Source organism: Renibacterium salmoninarum ATCC 33209 (genome assembly GCF_000018885.1).
GTDB classification, from domain to species: domain Bacteria; phylum Actinomycetota; class Actinomycetes; order Actinomycetales; family Micrococcaceae; genus Renibacterium; species Renibacterium salmoninarum.
Genome location: NC_010168.1, coordinates 1,599,789 through 1,615,071, shown reverse-complemented (window position 1 = coordinate 1,615,071; position 15,283 = coordinate 1,599,789). Strand labels below are relative to the sequence as shown.

Genomic DNA, 15,283 nt, shown 5'->3' with positions numbered 1-15,283 from the left:
AGACAGCATCGCGTTAGCAAGAAGACTGTCGTTCTGGCTAACGCAGATGCGTCTGGCTATCTGAAACGGGTGCGCAGCGTATTCGGGGCTGCAGGCTAGGCTGGGAAAATGGATGCGCTGAAAAACAGGCGCTGGTCGGTTAACCAGCTGGTGGACAACCTGTTCTTCGTCTTCAGTGGGGCCGCCGCGGTGTGGCTTGCGGTACTGGTGCTGGGTGAGAGCTTTGGCGGTTGGAGCCGGCTTTGGTTTGTGCTGCCGTTTTGGATAGTGCTCGCCTATGTTGCACTTCCACGACTGCACCGAATTCTTACTAACATTTACGTGCCGGATTACTTTATGGGGCGTTCTCGAACCGCGGATGGTCTGCTTGGTGACCCCATCAACTTGGCAATTTGTGGATCGCAAACGCAGCTTGAATCAGCGATGCTCGCAGCTGGCTGGACCAAAGCAGACGAAATTACGCTGCTCAGCAGTTGGCGAATTATCCTCTCAACTTTGACCCGGCGGAGCTATCACGAAGCTCCGGTGAGTACTCTGACCTTGTTTGGCAGGCAACAGGACTTTGCCTATCAACAGGAGGTTGAAGACAGCCCAGCAAAGCGGCATCACGTGCGATTCTGGCGTTGTCCAGAGGGCTGGCTACTTCCCGGCGGGCACCACGCGGATTGGATGGCAGCTGGCACCTTCGACCGCAGCGTTGGCCTTTCGCTTTTCACCTTTCAAATCACGCACAAAATCGATGAACACATTGATCAAGAACGTGATCACATCATCGACTCACTTGCGCAAACGACGCCGGGCATCCGGGTTGAAGTCATCAAAGATTTCTCCACCGGATACCACTCCCGTAATGGTGGCGGTGATGCGATTCAGACCGACGGCGATCTGCCGATTATTGACTTGAGTTCCGTGCCCACTGCGGAAAAACGTTCAGCTGGTCCAGGCCTGGAAGTAGCCGAGATTCCGGGCACGGAAGTAGCGGTGCCAACGTTGGAACGGCCGCTTCCCACAATATTCGGCGCGTTCTTTGGACTCTTTTCCGCGGTCACCACCATCATTTGGGCGGTACTTTTCAAACAGGTTGATCTCACGACTGAGATTCTGAAAACCGAAATTGGCGACCCGGTGGAACTGGCGCAGATTGTCCAGAGCATTTCCACCGTGGTGATAGTTGTCCTCGGGGTCATCGCAGCCTTGCAATTAGTGCTGGCCTATTTTGTCTGGTCTGGCCAGAACTGGGCGCGGATCATGCTGATGTCTGTTACTGCGCTGAGCACTATCGTCGCGGTAGCAACCGCCGCGCAAGAAGGATCAAAACTTACCCTGAGTGCGGATCTACTCAACACCAATTTGCTTACCATCGCGCTGCAGATTCTGCTGGTCTTGGCACTATCAAGCGAAAAAGCCAGAGCATTCGCACGACGACGCCGGGCCTGATGCCGGGTAACAAGTTGAGTAACAGCCAAACGGCTATTGCGCTCGAAGCTTTCGACTTAGCCGCGGGGGATCGGTTCGACGAGCATGTGCACGAGGTTGCACAGCTTGCTTGGGTGCGCGAGGGCGTCTTGATGGTTTCTGTCGCCGACAAGCACTGGATGCTGCCGCCGAGCCTGGCTCTGTGGATTCCTGCGGGAGTCTGGCACACCACGACGTCGATTCGAACTGGCACTATGCAAGGAATCTATCTAGAGGCGCGGGGTGGTTTGGGAGATTGGCATGAACCAACTGTGGTGAGCGTCTCCACCCTGCTGCGCGAGCTGATTGACCACTTGTGTTCTGATCTGAACGTGGGGCAGCGCCGTCGTGCTGAAGCTCTGATACCGGATTTACTACAACCGGTGAAAACCCTCTCGATTGACTTGCCAATGCCGGCAGATCAGCGCGCCAAAACCTGGCGAAGGCGCTGCTGGCGGATCCTTCGGATCAGCGTGATCTGGCCACTTGGGGGCGTTCGGTTGGCTCGAGTAGTCGCACGCTTTCGCGAGTTTTCCACCTCGAGACCGGAATGGGCTTTGGCCAATGGCGCACCGCCTTGCGGCTCCGAGCAGCCTTGGCGCACTTAGCTGAAGGCAGCTCGGTAAGCCAGGCGTCCGCGCGAGTTGGTTACTCCTCGACGAGCGCTTTTATTGCCGCGTTCAGAAAAGTCACCGGGCAAACTCCCGGCTCGTACTTTTCGCAATTTACTGGCGCTGGGCTTGATTTGGACGGTTCTGCCTAGGTTCTGCCGGCTGTCACCATCAGCCGCGGATCAGCCGCGCATGGCTATAGTGGCAAAGGCCCGGTTTTCCATGGTGGGTTGCAAAGAGAGGTTATGAAAGCGATGCCAGCGACTAATACAAAACTCCAGCTGAAGGTCATCGGACTAGCGATTTCTGCCGCGGTAGGCGGGTTCTTGTTCGGCTTCGACTCTTCGGTGGTCAACGGCGCCGTCGACGCCGTACGTGGCCAATTTGGCCTGAGCGAATTTGTTACCGGATTCGCCGTTGCCTCTGCTTTGTTGGGGTCCGCGGCGGGTGCATATTTGGCGGGCAACATTGCGGATCGTTTTGGTCGTCGCGTGACGATGTTGCTTGGTGCAGCACTATTTCTAGTCTCCGCCTTGGGAGCTGGCTGAGCGTTCTCAGTGTTGGATCTGCTGCTTTTGCGGATTATCGGTGGCTTGGGCATTGGCATCGCCTCGGTGGTTGCACCGGCCTATATTGCGGAAATTTCACCGAAGCTCATCCGCGGCCGGCTGGCATCATTGCAACAACTAGCAATCATGCTAGGTATCTTTGCCGCGCTCCTTTCTTACGCAGTGTTTGCCAATGCGGCAGGCAATGCCTCAACGCCATTTTGGTTCGGCTGGGAAGCCTGGCGCTGGATGTTCCTCGCGGGTGCGATTCCGGCAGTGGTTTATGGCATTTTGGCACTTCGATTGCCAGAGTCTCCGCGCTACCTGATGCAAAAAGGTCGTGATGCCGAAGCGCACAAAGTCTTCTCTTCACTCTGGCCGGCCGACGACGTCGAAAAGGCCGTGCGAGACATTCACAGTGCAATAGCGGAAGACGCCAAGGCGAAGAAAGCAACGCTCTTCGGCGGTAAGTTCGGCTTGCTACCCATTGTCTGGATCGGTATTGCGTTGTCGATGTTCCAGCAGTTCGTGGGCATCAACGTGATCTTTTACTACTCGACCACTTTGTGGAAATTGGTTGGGTTCCAAGAATCAGACTCCTTGTTCATCTCGGTGGTTACCTCAATTACTAACGTGGTCGTCACGGTGGTCGCGATCCTGCTGGTGGACCGCTTGGACCGCTTGGGCCGCCGGCCGATTTTACTCGCGGGTTCAATCGGTATGGCGGTCAGCCTGGGCACCATGGCACTGGCCTTTTCGACGTCGTCGCCGGTCAACGGTGAGGTTGCACTCAGTGGTGCGTGGGGTCCGGTGGCTTTGGTCGCTGCCAACGTCTTTGTGATTGCTTTTGGCGTGTCCTGGGGCCCGTTGGTGTGGGTCTTGTTGGGTGAGATTTTCCCGAACCGGATTCGAGCCAAAGCGCTTGGTGTGGCCGCGATGGCACAGTGGATCTCCAATTTCGTGATCACGGTGAGTTTCCCTGGGCTAGCTGCGATGTCGCTGCCGGTAACTTACGGGCTCTATGCGGCGTTCGCGGCACTGTCCTTCGTCTTTGTGTTCTTCAAGATTCCAGAGACCAATGGCATGTCTTTGGAGGAAGCCGAAACTTTGTTTGTGAAGAAGCCTCGAGCTAAGGCGTAGTGACTCGCTTGCAGGGGTAGCGATTTAGTAGGAAGTCCGAGTATATTTTGCGGTAGGGCATGAGCTAGATCACAAGCTATGCCGGCAACGATGCCAATTCGCAAGGAGACTCAACGCCATGGTGCGCGAACTTTCACACTACGTCGGCGGCCAGCACGTCGCAGGTACTTCAGGCCGTTTTAGCGATGTTTTCAATCCCTGCACTGGTGAGGTCCAGGCGCGACTGCCGCTCGCGAGCAAAGCAGAGACGACGTCGGTCATCGACAACGCTGCGCAAGCTCAACTCGGTTGGGCGGCTACCAACCCGCAGCGCCGCGCGCGAATCTTGCTCAAATTCGTCGACCTAGTCAACCAAAACATGGACGAGCTCGCCGAGCTGCTTTCCAGCGAACATGGTAAGACTTTCCCCGACGCCAAGGGCGATATTCAGCGTGGTATTGAGGTTGTAGAGTTCTGCGCAGCGGCCCCGCACTTACTCAAAGGTGAGTTCTCAGACAGTGTTGGCACCGGGATCGATGTGCACTCGCTGCGACAACCACTTGGCGTAGTTGCTGGGATTACCCCGTTCAACTTTCCGGCAATGATTCCGCTCTGGAAAGCTGGCCCAGCACTTGCCGCGGGAAATGCCTTCATCTTGAAGCCCTCCGAGCGCGACCCCTCTGTACCACTTCGCTTGGCTGAACTTTTCACGGAGGCCGGAATGCCGGACGGCGTGTTCAATGTGCTCAACGGCGACAAAGAGGCAGTAGACGGCTTGCTTGAAGACGATCGCGTGCGCGCCGTCGGCGTCGTAGGTTCTACACCCATCGCGCAGAGCATCTACGCCTCTGCTGCCGCACACGGCAAGCGCGCTCAGTGCTTTGGTGGCGCGAAGAACCACATGGTGATCATGCCCGATGCAGACCTGGACATGGTTGTTGATGCCCTGATCGGATCAGCATTTGGCTCCGCTGGTGAGCGTTGTATGGCCATTTCGGTTGCGGTTCCGGTGGGCCAAGAGAACGCCGATGCACTGGTGGCAAAACTCCAAGAGCGAATCAAGGACCTCAAGGTCGGTCCGAGCATGGACCCGTCCTCCGACTTTGGCCCGGTAGTAGCGCAGTCCGCAAAGGACCGGATTGAAGACTACATCCAGGTTGGCGTTGACGAAGGTGCATCGCTATTGGCCGATGGTCGCGGCTGGACCGTGGCAGGTCATGAAGGCGGCTTCTGGGTCGGTCCAACACTTTTCGACAATGTGACCACCTCAATGCGGATCTATAAAGAAGAAATCTTCGGACCGGTGCTGTGTGTTATTCGCGCGGATAACTACGAAGAAGCATTGCGGTTGCCCAGCGAACACGAATTTGGCAACGGTGTGGCAATCTTTACGCGCGACGGCGACGCCGCCCGCGACTTCGCCAGCCGAGTCCAAGTGGGCATGGTGGGCATCAACGTGCCCATCCCGGTTCCGATCGCTTATTACACCTTTGGCGGCTGGAAGGCTTCTGGCTTTGGCGATCTGAATCAACACGGCGCGGATGCGTTCCGGTTCTACACCAAGACCAAAACAGTCACCACCCGCTGGCCGTCCGGAATTAGGCAAGGTTCAAGTTTCATCATGCCGGAAGGCAGCTAAATGTCAGATTCGGTGGCTGAGCCGCAAGCCGAGATTCTTTTTGAACGACGAGGTCATCTTGGCGTCGTGATTTTGAATCGGCCTAAAGCGGGCAACGCGCTCAATGTGGCAATGACTGAGGCAATGTTGGGTCAATTGCAGCTATGGGCGGTTGACGACGCCGTGCAGACAGTGCTGGTTTACGGCAACGGCGACCGGGGACTCTGTGCTGGTGGTGACATCACTGCGATCTACAACGACATTCCGGCCGGTGGTGCGGAAACCGCTAACTTCTGGCAAATCGAATATCAGCTGAACGCCTTGATTTCGCATTACCCCAAGCCGTATGTGCCCTTTATGGACGGTCTCGTATTGGGTGGTGGCGTTGGTATTTCCGCGCACGGGAACGTCCGAGTGGTCACTGAACGGACTCGCTGCGGAATGCCGGAGACCACCATTGGTTTCGTGCCCGACGTCGGCGGTACCTTATTGCTCTCGCGTGCGCCCGGCGAGACTGGTACGCACGCCGCGCTGACCGGTGCGCATCTGACTGGCTCGGACGCGTTGTTCTTAGGGTTGGCCGATCATTTTGTTCGCTCAGAAAATCTGCCCGCGCTCGCCGCCGCGCTGGAAAACGAAGCTGCAGCAGAGGCCGTCGGTCGTTTTTCGGAACCGGCGCAGGCTTCAGAACTGGCAGCGCAACAAGACTGGATCGATGCGGCTTACGCATCGGATGATGCGGAACAGATAGTACGCAATTTGCGCGAAATCGGTTCCGAGTTTGTGGTAACGATCGAAGCGAAATCGCCGACGGCGGTCAAAGTGACGCTGGCATCGCTACGTCGCGCCGCAAAATTAGCGACCTTGGAAGAGGTGCTTAGCCAGGAATATCGAGTGGGCCTCCGGTTCGTCACCGGCACCGAAATGCGTGAAGGCGTGCGTGCGCAGGTGATTGACAAGGATCGCAACCCGCAGTGGAATCCGGCCACACTTGCCGAGGTGAGCGTGGCCGATGTTGAGAAGTATTTTGAGCCGTTGAACACGCTGCCGGAGAGTAAGCGAGAACTGGGTTTGCAGAGTTTGGATTTGCAGAGGGAGGACGCATCATGAAGATAGCTTTTCTTGGTTTAGGACATATGGGATTGCCGATGGCGGTAAACCTGGTCAAGGCAGGTCATAGCGTAGTGGGATTCGACGTTTTCCCAGCGGCGTTGGCTGCTGCGGTGGAGAAGGGCGTGCCGACGGCAGCGTCCGCCGTCGAAGCAGTACCCGACGCTGAAGTGGTGCTCACGATGTTTCCCAGTGGAAAGCATCTACTTGACGCCTATAACGGGGGGCTGCTCGCGGCTGCTCCGGCAGGCCCGCTGTTCTTGGACTGTTCTACGATCAATGTTGACGAAGCCCGTGCGGCCGCGGAACTTGCTGTTGCTGCGGGACACCGTGCGGCGGACGCGCCTGTTTCTGGCGGTGTGGTTGGCGCAGAGGCCGGCAGCTTGACCTTTATGGTTGGCGCCTCGGCAGAGGAGTTCGCTTTTGTGCAGCCGGTCCTCAATGTGATGGGCAAACGCGCGGTGCACTGCGGGGCCAATGGCGCTGGCCAGGCTGCGAAGATTTGCAATAACATGCTGCTGGGCATCTCGATGATCGGTGCTGCCGAAGCGTTTGTTTTGGGCGAAAAGCTGGGCCTGGAACACCAGGCTTTGTACGACGTGATTTCGACGGCGTCGGGTCAGTGTTGGTCGGTGACCACCAATTGCCCGGTACCCGGCCCGGTGCCAGCGAGCCCGGTGAACCGCGACTATCAGCCGGGATTTGCCGGCGCGCTGATGTCTAAGGACCTGGGCCTCGCGTTGAATGCACTGCAGAGCACCGGAGTAGCAGCGGAGCTAGGTCCGCTGGCGGCGGCGATCTACCAGCGTTTTGCCGCTGGTGACGGTGCCGGACGTGATTTTTCTGGCATCATCACGGACATTCGCGAGAATTCACACTAAATAACTTTCAGGAGGCGAGGGACGCTATGACCGAGAACATTCTTATTGAACAGCGTGGGCGAGTGAGCCTGCTGACGCTCAATCGGCCGCAGGCGCTCAACGCGCTTAACGAAGCAACCATGAACGAACTGGTGGTGGAGGCAACTGCAGCGGACGCTGACCCGAACGTGGGCGCCGTCGTGATTACCGGTTCGGCAAAGGCCTTCGCCGCTGGGGCAGACATCAAAGAGATGGCAGCCAAGGATTACATGGAGATGTATTCCTCGGATTGGTTCCGGAATTGGGAGAATCTGACTCGGCTGCGGATCCCGATGATTGCCGCGGTCTCCGGTTTTGCTTTGGGTGGCGGTTGCGAATTGGCGATGATGTGCGACTTCATCATCGCTGGCGATAATGCCAAGTTCGGCCAACCGGAGATCAACCTCGGCGTTTTGCCCGGCATGGGTGGTTCGCAGCGGCTGACCCGTGCAGTGGGCAGGGCCAAGGCAATGGATATGATTCTGACCGGCCGAATGATGAACGCCGAAGAAGCCGAGCGTTCAGGGCTAGTTTCGCGGATTGTGCCCGCGGCAGATGTTGTTGCGGAAGCTTTGAAGGCAGCAGAAGTCATTGCTGGGAAGTCGAAGCCGGTGGCGATGATCGCTAAGGAAGCGGTTAACGCGGCTTTCGAAACTGGCTTAGCGCAGGGTGTGCTGTTTGAACGCAGACTGTTCCATTCGGTTTTCGCAACCGAGGATCAAAAAGAAGGCATGGCGGCGTTTGTGGACAAGCGCAGCCCTGAATTCAAAAACCGCTAACCCTCCGTCGAGTGTCTAGTTCTGGTCGGTTTGAGCGCCTTAAACCAACCACAACTCGACACTCGACGGGTGGAAGTTGTGGTTTAGAAATCGCCGGAGTGGGAGCGGAAGCGGCCAAGGACGTCAATGAGCGTCTGGACGTCGTCCGGGGCGAATCCCGATTGGCCGAAAATTTTCTCGTTGAGTGCCGCAGTAGCTTGTTTCACCACGGATCGACCCTCTGGAGTCAGCTCAATCAGAGTTGCGCGTCCGTCGGTGGGATGAGCCGATCGCCTCACTAACCCGGAGACTTCCAAGCGGTCGACGGCGTTGGTGACCGACGTCGGATGCACTTGGAGGAGTGCGCTGGCTTTGTTCATGGGCAGCTTCCCAAGCCGGGGAAAGCCGAGTAAAGCGAGCAGTTCGTAGCGGGCGAACTTGAGCCCGAATGGTTTGAGTACGTTTTCAATCCGAAGTAACAAGATTTGTTGCGTGCGCATGATCGCGGTAATCGCAGCAATCGGCGCCGCAACTTGGTCCCAACCTTGCCGTTCCCAGTTGCACTGTGCCTCAGCGATCGGGTCTCTGGATAATGGCTGGTTCATCCTTTGAGTCCCGGAAAGTCGCTATCTGAGTATTCAACACCAAATCCAGCTACCGGAGCTGAATCTTCATGTCGCAGCTCTTCAACTACGCCGCAGCTCCACTCGCCGAATCTTGCCGGAGATCGTCTTGGGCAACTCGGCGAATTCAAGCCGCCGAATCCGTTTGAACGGCGCTAAATGGTTACGACAATAACGCAAAATATCTTCGGCAGTTTGCGCCGTTGGTTCAAAACCTGGTGTCAGCACAACAAATGCTTTGGGCACCGCAAGTTTCAGCGGATCTGGCGAAGGTACGACGGCGGCTTCCGCAACAGTAGGGTGTTCGATCAGCACGCTCTCTAACTCAAAGGGGCTGAGCTTGTAGTCGCTTGATTTGAAGACGTCGTCGCCACGGCCAACATAGGTGATCACGCCGTCGGCATCTCGCTCGACCATATCGCCGGTATGGTAATAGCCATCGCGGAAGGCAAAGTCAGTCTTCTCTTCGTCCCCGTAATAGCCCTTCATGAGTCCAACGGGACGGCCATAAACGGCATCGAGCCGCAGGCAGAGCTCACCCTCGTCGCCCTCTAGCCCGGTCGCAGGATCAACCAGTACGGCGTCGTAACCGGGCAATGGACGTCCCATTGCACCGATCTTGACTTCTTGTCCAGGGGTATTGGCAATTTGCACCGTCGATTCGGTTTGGCCGAAACCGTCCCGAATGGTCTGCCCCCAAGCGCGTTTGACCTGTTCAATGACCTCGGCATTGAGTGGCTCACCTGCCGAGACTACTTTGCGTGGCGGGGTCTTCAGCGCGCTGAGATCTGCCTGGATGAGCAATCGCCATACCGTGGGTGGGGCGCAGAAACTAGTAACGCCTTCGGCATCCATTTGCGCCATCAGAGCCTTAGCGTCGAAGCGCTCGTAGTTATAGATGAAGACGCACGCCTCGGCAATCCATGGGGTGAAGATATTGGACCAAGCGTGTTTTGCCCAGCCGGGTGAAGCTACGTTGAGGTGCACGTCTCCTGGTTCCAAACCTATCCAGTACATGGTCGATAGGTGACCGATTGGATATGACGTATGCGTGTGTTCAACCAACTTAGCTTTCGACGTCGTGCCGGAAGTGAAGTAGAGCAACAGCGTTTCGTCGCCGCGAGTTGGCGCATCTGCGATGAAGTCTTCGGCCGCGCTAGCGGAGTCTGCATATTTCAAAGCTGGCGATGCGGCCTCGCTGCCCACTTCGATCAGGCTGCCCACTTCGATCAGCTGGTAGTAACCCTGCACGCCGTCGAACTTACCTACGTCGGCCCTGTCCGCCAGCGCCCAGCGCGCCTCGCCCCGCTCGACTCGATCTTGCAGATCTGCTGGCCCCATTTGTGTTGTGGTGGGGATAAGAACAATGCCTAGCTTCATGCCAGCCAGCATGACTTCCCAGAACTCCACCTGATTGCCCAGCATCACGATCATTCGCTCGCCGCGCTGCACACCTTGTGCTCGGAGCTAATTGGCCACTTGATTGGAGCGGCGGGAAAGCTCGGCATAGCTTCGTCGCGTTGCCGCGCCGTCTCGTTCCAGGATCACCAAAGCCGGATTATTAGCCTTTTTCGGATCAGCGGCGATCGAATCGAACCAGTCGAGGGCGAAGTTGAACTCGTCAAAATGCGGCCAACGGAACTCGGACCGGGCTGCGGCATAATCTTCGCGGAGCTCGATTAGCCGGTCCCGAACCGCTCGGAATTCCTGGGTTGCGTTCACAGCCAGTTCCTTGCACGTCTAGTGATCTCTCTCACTGTGCAATATACTAGGACTTCCAAGGGTTTGAAAGAGTCTACGACGCACTTGAGCCCGGAACGGCGCAGAAAGAGAGCCAGCGTGCAGGATCGTTTGAGCACGGTAAATCCGGTAGATTTGCCGTTGCCGGATGCAGATTTGATGGGCATGATCGATTTGCTGCCGGCTGCTGAACGGCTGAGGTACGCTGCAGTTCGAGAGTTTCTGCAGCGAAGAATTCGCCCCGAAAGCATCGGTTATTGGAACCGCGAAGAGTTTCCCTTCGACCTGCTGGCAGAATTGGCCGAACACGGTCTGGGCGAACTGCAGCTCGACGGCAGTAGCCAACTCTTCAAGGGACTGATGTACTTCGAAGTGGCACGTGCTGACGTCTCACTTTCTGCCCTGGTGGGCATCCATAATGAACTCATCGTTGGCATGATTGATCGCTTAGGCTCCGAAGCGCAACGAGAACGTTGGCTGCCTGGACTTCGTAATTTCCGCGAGTTGGGTGCCTTTGCCTTGACCGAGCCGGACCACGGTTCGGATATTGCCGGGGGCCTTGAAACAACCGCGGAACTTCTCGACGGCGAATGGGTTATCAATGGCGCAAAACGTTGGATCGGATCCGGCACGATTGCGGATTTTGCCTTGGTCTGGGCGCGTGATGTGGCTGATCAGCAGATCAAAGGTTTCATCGTCGAGACAGACCGTCCGGGATACCAAGCCAGCAAAATTGAGCACAAGATGGGCCTGCGGATCATGCAGAATGCGCACATCGTTTTGGACAATGTGCGAATTCCCGAAGCCAACTTGCTGCCAGAGGCCACGAACTTCGCCGCGGCCAACGAGCTGTTGCGGGACTCGCGAGCCTGGGTGGGCTGGCAAGCCGCCGGGATCCAGTTTGGCGCCTTTGATATCGGTCGTGACTACGCCCTAGCGAGAATCCAATTTGGTAGGCCGTTGGCTAAGTTTCAGCTTATCCAACTAAGCCTGTCGGAAATTCTAGGCAACGCGACGTCGTCCTTGGCTTTGATGCTGCAATTCGCCCGGATGCAAGAAGAGGGTAGTGCGCAAATGCCGCAAGCGGCAATGGTTAAGGCCACTACGACGCGGTTGTCCCGCGAGTCGGTGGCTAAAGGGCGTGCATTACTGGGCGGCAACGGAGTTACTAGCGACTATGAAATGGCCAAATTGTTTGGCGACGCAGAGATTCTGTATAGCTATGAAGGTACTTACGAGATCAATTCACTCATCGTAGGTAGGGCGGTTACCGGGGTGGGCGCTTTCGTTTAAGCGCACTTTTAGGGGAATGGTGAGCGCGTTTTCGGTACAGGGCCCGTGCTGGGTGGATGTGATGAGTTCGGATCCGGCTGCGGCGAAAGACTTCTACGGGGAACTTTTTGGTTGGGAATGCACTCAGCTTGAATACGACGGGTTTGGTGATTACTCGATCTTCTCGAAAGACGGCGCGCCAGTCGGCGGTCTAGGGATGAACTCTTCAATTTTTTCCGATTCCTGGACTACGTACCTTTCCGTAGACGATCTTAAAGCCGCTCAGGCTTCGGTGTCTCGACATGGTGGCACGGTACTAATGCCAACGATGGACCATGGCGAGTTTGGCAAGACGGCGGTCGCGATGGGGCCAGGTGAGGCCGTTCTTGGGCCTTGGCAGCGGAAGAGCGTTCCTGGATTTCACTGCCCAGATGCACCGGGGTATCCCATTTGGCACACCCTAAATACCTATCGGTTTGACGCAGTTTTTGAGTTCTACTGCACCGCGATGGAATGGACGCCGCGACTTCCGCTGATGAGTACCTCGATCCGGTATGGAACTTTTCAAACCGGAAATACTATTCGAGCGGCGATCTTGGACGCGACTGCAGCTGGGATGACTAGGCCTTCGCGCTGGTGGATAAGTTTCGGCCCGGACGACGTCGACGCCACCGTTGCTGAGGCGCGCAAGGCGGGCGGGCAGGTGCTTTGCAAGCCCGTTGACACCTTTTCGGCCGAATCGCGCTCATCGCCGATCCGGGTGGCGCTGAATTCTATGTTGCACAGTCAGGGCACCGGACGGTGGTTTCACCCACGGATCCGTGGGATCTGGCCTGGGTTGCAGAACTTTGACCGATAATTGTGCTGAAATCGAATAAGACGGAAAATGAAGTGAGTAACTTCACACTACGAATATTGTCGATCTATGTCGGCAGCTGTTGCCCTTGGCCGGAGACTCGTATTGAATCGTCTCTGTAGCCGTTAAAAACCGATTGTTCCAAAAGGGGGACCTGATGAGGCCGAAGGAGTTCGAGCCCGACGCCATCGCTGATGCCGCGATGAACGTTTTTTGGCAGCGCGGGTATGCCTCGACGTCGGTGCAAGATTTGGTTGACGGCACGGGACTTGGCCGGAGCAGTATTTATAACTTCTTCGGAAGTAAGCACGAGCTGTACGAATCTGCATTGCGCCGGTATCACGATTGGTCCGGCGCCACGCTAGATGTGCTTAACGAGGCTGACCCAGTCAAGGAGCTCATCCGGAGAATTCTGATGAGCATTGTTGATGATGAGCTTGATTCCGAGAGTCATAACGGTTGCATGGTTGCGAATGCTTCGCTTGAGCTAGCTGGGCACGATCCAATCGTGGCCGCCTTGGTCGCGGAGAATTTTGACCGAATGGAGCGGGCTTTTGATGGCGCGCTCTGTAGGGCTCAGCGTGATGGCGAAGTTGCGCCAGACAAGGACCCAAAGATCCTGGCTAAATTTATTGTCAACACTATCCAGGGAATTCGGGTTCTGGGTAAAGGTAGCGCGGAATCGGATCGGAGGGCACGATTGCTCGGTGTTGTAGACACCGCAATGAGCGTTCTCTGAAATTTCCCCGACCGACTGTTCCGTTAAATGCGACGTTCAGTGGCCGGGGATATCTTTGACTTGTTATGTAACAATCGTTCCATAAAAAATATAGCCATGGAGCAGCGTCCGTATGGGGGGCGCCGCTGGTCCGTGAAAGTGCGTTTTGCTAACAAACTTCGAAAATCTGGAGAAAACCCTCATGACTACTGAACCAACGAACAACTCGTCGATTGGTACCGTAGCCGTTATTGGTACTGGAACTATTGGTGCCCCCGTCGCGAAGAATCTCGACAAACATGGCTTCACCGTCCGGGTATGGAACCGCAGCGCAGCAAAAGCGTCTGCGTTGACAGCTGGCTCGGGTATTGCCGCTTTTGACACGGTGGCGGAAGCAGTTCAAGGCGCCGACATCATCGTGACCGTGCTCAAAGATGGCCCGGCGGTACTGGAAGCGCTGAGGCAGAGCTTCCTGCCGGAGCACTCTGGATCCAGCTGAGCACGGTTGGCCTAGACGCCATTGATGAACTGGCTGAGTTCGCAAAGGCAAAAGGATTTGTCTTTTTTGATTCGCCAGTGCAGGGCACCAAGCAGCCAGCGGAAAATGGCCAATTGGTGATCATTGCCTCTGGACCGCTAAGCCATCGGGAACAGGCTCAGACGGTGTTTAGCTCCATCGGCAAGCGCACTGTGTGGGTTGCTGAAGAACCGGGTGCAAGCAGCAAGCTCAAACTCGCTCTGAATAGCTGGGTTTTCGCCCTAACGCACGGCGTCGCCGAGAGCCGGGCCTTGGCTAAGGGCCTGGGCGTGTACCCCGCGTTGGTGGTTGACGTAGTCTCCGGCGGGCCCAGGAACAATGTCTATTTCCAGCTGAAGTCAGCAGCCATCTTGGCTGATGACTTCAGCCCAAGTTTTACCGTTGATAATGCGGTTAAAGACTCAAAGTTGGTGCTTGAAGCGGCCGAAAAACTGGAGTTAAGGTCGATGCCGTTGCCGCAGGTTTAGCGCGTTTCGAGCGAGCTTCGCAGGCCGGTCACGGTGACAAAGATATGGCTGCCTCCTACTTCGCCAGCTAACTCAATCATCGAGTGGCTGGTCGCCAAAAGCTGACCATACCAAACCTTCACTCGCCGCACCAAAGGAGCACAGCCATGACAGATTCACTCGGATACCGCCTCAAAGTAGGCGTACTGGTACCTTCAACAAATACTTCAGCTCAGCCGGAAATGGACGACCTTCGTCCTGCGGGCGTGACTAACCATATTGGTCGAATGATCATCCAGGACGATTCCATGGTGGAACAACCCGGGTTTAACAAGGTCATGCATATGATCCGGAATTCGACTGTTCCGGCAATTGGCAGCGTCGTCAGCTGCAAACCGGACTGTCTGATCATCGGTGTTTCGCCGGAAAGCTACTGGGAAGGCCCAGACAGCCATGCGGGCTTTGTGAAGTCTCTTCAGGACGAGGCCGGCGGACTACCGATCACCACAAGCCCGGATGCCATCCGGGAAGCATTGCTGGCACTTGGCGATCTGAAGAAAATTGCCGTTATCACGCCATACCTGCCTGTTGGTGACGATTCAGTAAGCCGATTTTTCACCGACAGTGGTTACGACGTGGTTCGCATCCTGGGGCTGGGCAGCCATAGTCCAGCGAAAATCTCGCATGTTTCTCGCGAGCAGTTACGTGAGGCAATCCGCGAAGTTGATAGCCCGGATGTTGAAGCAATCGTGCAGGTAGGCACCAACGTAGCGTTGGCCGGATTCGCGCCGGTTGCGGAGCAGCGGATTGGCAAGCCAGTGATTTCGAACAACGCGGTGCTGTACTGGCACGCACTCCGGAGCAACGGCATCAATGATCGAGTAGCCGGGTTCGGCTCGCTGCTTTCCGAACACTGAGCGAACCTCACAACCGAACAGCAACAAACGGCGCACCTCCAATCAGTTCTTATCC

At 56.4% G+C, this 15,283-nt stretch carries 13 protein-coding genes and 3 pseudogenes; 14 read left to right on the top strand and 2 right to left on the bottom strand.

Features of this window, described 5'->3' with window-relative positions; genetic code table 11:
• The first annotated feature begins 108 nt into the window (after nucleotides 1–108).
• From RSAL33209_RS08130 to RSAL33209_RS08100, 8 genes and pseudogenes are all read left to right on the top strand, one after another.
• Nucleotides 109–1,437, top strand: coding sequence for an LssY C-terminal domain-containing protein (locus RSAL33209_RS08130; protein ID WP_012245260.1), 1,329 nt, complete (start codon nucleotides 109–111; stop codon nucleotides 1,435–1,437).
• A gap of 14 nt (nucleotides 1,438–1,451) precedes the next feature.
• Nucleotides 1,452–2,063 carry an AraC family ligand binding domain-containing protein gene (locus RSAL33209_RS08125; protein WP_199533166.1) on the top strand — a complete coding sequence of 204 codons (612 nt, stop codon included), beginning with the start codon at nucleotides 1,452–1,454 and terminating at the stop codon, nucleotides 2,061–2,063.
• Nucleotides 2,006–2,218: a helix-turn-helix domain-containing protein gene (locus RSAL33209_RS18140; protein WP_233494154.1), complete on the top strand. Its 213-nt coding sequence runs from the start codon at nucleotides 2,006–2,008 to the stop codon at nucleotides 2,216–2,218. The genes RSAL33209_RS08125 and RSAL33209_RS18140 overlap by 58 nt, the downstream gene beginning before the upstream one ends.
• Nucleotides 2,219–2,311: 93 nt before the next feature.
• A pseudogene (locus RSAL33209_RS08120) lies at nucleotides 2,312–3,754 on the top strand (sugar porter family MFS transporter).
• A gap of 118 nt (nucleotides 3,755–3,872) precedes the next feature.
• Complete coding sequence (locus RSAL33209_RS08115; RefSeq protein ID WP_012245255.1) at nucleotides 3,873–5,372, top strand: CoA-acylating methylmalonate-semialdehyde dehydrogenase; 1,500 nt, start codon at nucleotides 3,873–3,875, stop codon at nucleotides 5,370–5,372.
• Nucleotides 5,373–6,461: an enoyl-CoA hydratase/isomerase family protein gene (locus tag RSAL33209_RS08110; protein ID WP_012245254.1), complete on the top strand. Its 1,089-nt coding sequence runs from the start codon at nucleotides 5,373–5,375 to the stop codon at nucleotides 6,459–6,461.
• Nucleotides 6,458–7,342, top strand: coding sequence for a 3-hydroxyisobutyrate dehydrogenase (gene mmsB / locus RSAL33209_RS08105; RefSeq protein ID WP_012245253.1), 885 nt, complete (start codon nucleotides 6,458–6,460; stop codon nucleotides 7,340–7,342). The genes RSAL33209_RS08110 and mmsB overlap by 4 nt, the downstream gene beginning before the upstream one ends.
• A gap of 26 nt (nucleotides 7,343–7,368) precedes the next feature.
• A complete protein-coding gene (locus tag RSAL33209_RS08100) occupies nucleotides 7,369–8,139 on the top strand; it encodes an enoyl-CoA hydratase (protein WP_012245252.1) in 771 nt (256 codons plus the stop codon).
• An 83-nt stretch (nucleotides 8,140–8,222) separates the two neighbouring features.
• Here RSAL33209_RS08100 and RSAL33209_RS08095 read toward each other — a convergent pair whose 3' ends face one another.
• Nucleotides 8,223–8,723 carry a MarR family winged helix-turn-helix transcriptional regulator gene (locus RSAL33209_RS08095; RefSeq protein WP_012245251.1) on the bottom strand — a complete coding sequence of 167 codons (501 nt, stop codon included), beginning with the start codon at nucleotides 8,721–8,723 and terminating at the stop codon, nucleotides 8,223–8,225.
• Nucleotides 8,720–10,463, bottom strand: a pseudogene (locus RSAL33209_RS08090) (AMP-binding protein). Before RSAL33209_RS08090 ends, RSAL33209_RS08095 begins: the two are co-directional and overlap by 4 nt.
• 177 nt (nucleotides 10,464–10,640) lie before the next feature.
• Between RSAL33209_RS08090 and RSAL33209_RS08085 the strand changes: the two are divergent.
• The 6 genes and pseudogenes from RSAL33209_RS08085 (at nucleotide 10,641) to RSAL33209_RS08065 (ending at nucleotide 15,228) form a co-directional block, all read left to right on the top strand.
• On the top strand, nucleotides 10,641–11,774 hold the full coding sequence (locus RSAL33209_RS08085) for an acyl-CoA dehydrogenase family protein (RefSeq protein ID WP_114597719.1): 1,134 nt from the start codon (nucleotides 10,641–10,643) through the stop codon (nucleotides 11,772–11,774).
• Between the two features lie 19 nt (nucleotides 11,775–11,793).
• Nucleotides 11,794–12,612 (top strand): VOC family protein, encoded by an 819-nt coding sequence (locus RSAL33209_RS08080; RefSeq protein ID WP_145962163.1) that lies wholly within the window; start codon nucleotides 11,794–11,796, stop codon nucleotides 12,610–12,612.
• A gap of 154 nt (nucleotides 12,613–12,766) precedes the next feature.
• The gene (locus tag RSAL33209_RS08075) at nucleotides 12,767–13,348 is read left to right on the top strand and encodes a TetR/AcrR family transcriptional regulator (RefSeq protein WP_041684599.1); all 582 of its coding nucleotides are present in this window, start codon (nucleotides 12,767–12,769) and stop codon (nucleotides 13,346–13,348) included.
• A 181-nt stretch (nucleotides 13,349–13,529) separates the two neighbouring features.
• Nucleotides 13,530–13,963: pseudogene (locus RSAL33209_RS18135) on the top strand (NAD(P)-dependent oxidoreductase); the annotation flags it as partial.
• Nucleotides 13,943–14,332 (top strand): NAD-binding protein, encoded by a 390-nt coding sequence (locus RSAL33209_RS18130; protein WP_325050141.1) that lies wholly within the window; start codon nucleotides 13,943–13,945, stop codon nucleotides 14,330–14,332. The pseudogene RSAL33209_RS18135 and the gene RSAL33209_RS18130, both read left to right, overlap by 21 nt.
• Before the next feature lie 146 nt (nucleotides 14,333–14,478).
• On the top strand, nucleotides 14,479–15,228 hold the full coding sequence (locus RSAL33209_RS08065) for a maleate cis-trans isomerase family protein (protein WP_012245242.1): 750 nt from the start codon (nucleotides 14,479–14,481) through the stop codon (nucleotides 15,226–15,228).
• Nucleotides 15,229–15,283: the final 55 nt, after the last annotated feature.

What these genes read in the sequence shown, in the direction of transcription:
- RSAL33209_RS08130 (WP_012245260.1), top strand. Translation starts at nt 109, where the DNA reads ATGGATGCGCTGAAAAACAGGCGCTGGTCGGTTAACCAGCTGGTGGAC.
- RSAL33209_RS18140 (WP_233494154.1), top strand. Translation starts at nt 2,006, where the DNA reads ATGGGCTTTGGCCAATGGCGCACCGCCTTGCGGCTCCGAGCAGCCTTG.
- RSAL33209_RS08115 (WP_012245255.1), top strand. Translation starts at nt 3,873, where the DNA reads ATGGTGCGCGAACTTTCACACTACGTCGGCGGCCAGCACGTCGCAGGT.
- RSAL33209_RS08110 (WP_012245254.1), top strand. Translation starts at nt 5,373, where the DNA reads ATGTCAGATTCGGTGGCTGAGCCGCAAGCCGAGATTCTTTTTGAACGA.
- mmsB (WP_012245253.1), top strand. Translation starts at nt 6,458, where the DNA reads ATGAAGATAGCTTTTCTTGGTTTAGGACATATGGGATTGCCGATGGCG.
- RSAL33209_RS08100 (WP_012245252.1), top strand. Translation starts at nt 7,369, where the DNA reads ATGACCGAGAACATTCTTATTGAACAGCGTGGGCGAGTGAGCCTGCTG.
- RSAL33209_RS08095 (WP_012245251.1), bottom strand. Translation starts at nt 8,723, where the DNA reads ATGAACCAGCCATTATCCAGAGACCCGATCGCTGAGGCACAGTGCAAC.
- RSAL33209_RS08085 (WP_114597719.1), top strand. Translation starts at nt 10,641, where the DNA reads ATGGGCATGATCGATTTGCTGCCGGCTGCTGAACGGCTGAGGTACGCT.
- RSAL33209_RS08075 (WP_041684599.1), top strand. Translation starts at nt 12,767, where the DNA reads ATGAGGCCGAAGGAGTTCGAGCCCGACGCCATCGCTGATGCCGCGATG.
- RSAL33209_RS08065 (WP_012245242.1), top strand. Translation starts at nt 14,479, where the DNA reads ATGACAGATTCACTCGGATACCGCCTCAAAGTAGGCGTACTGGTACCT.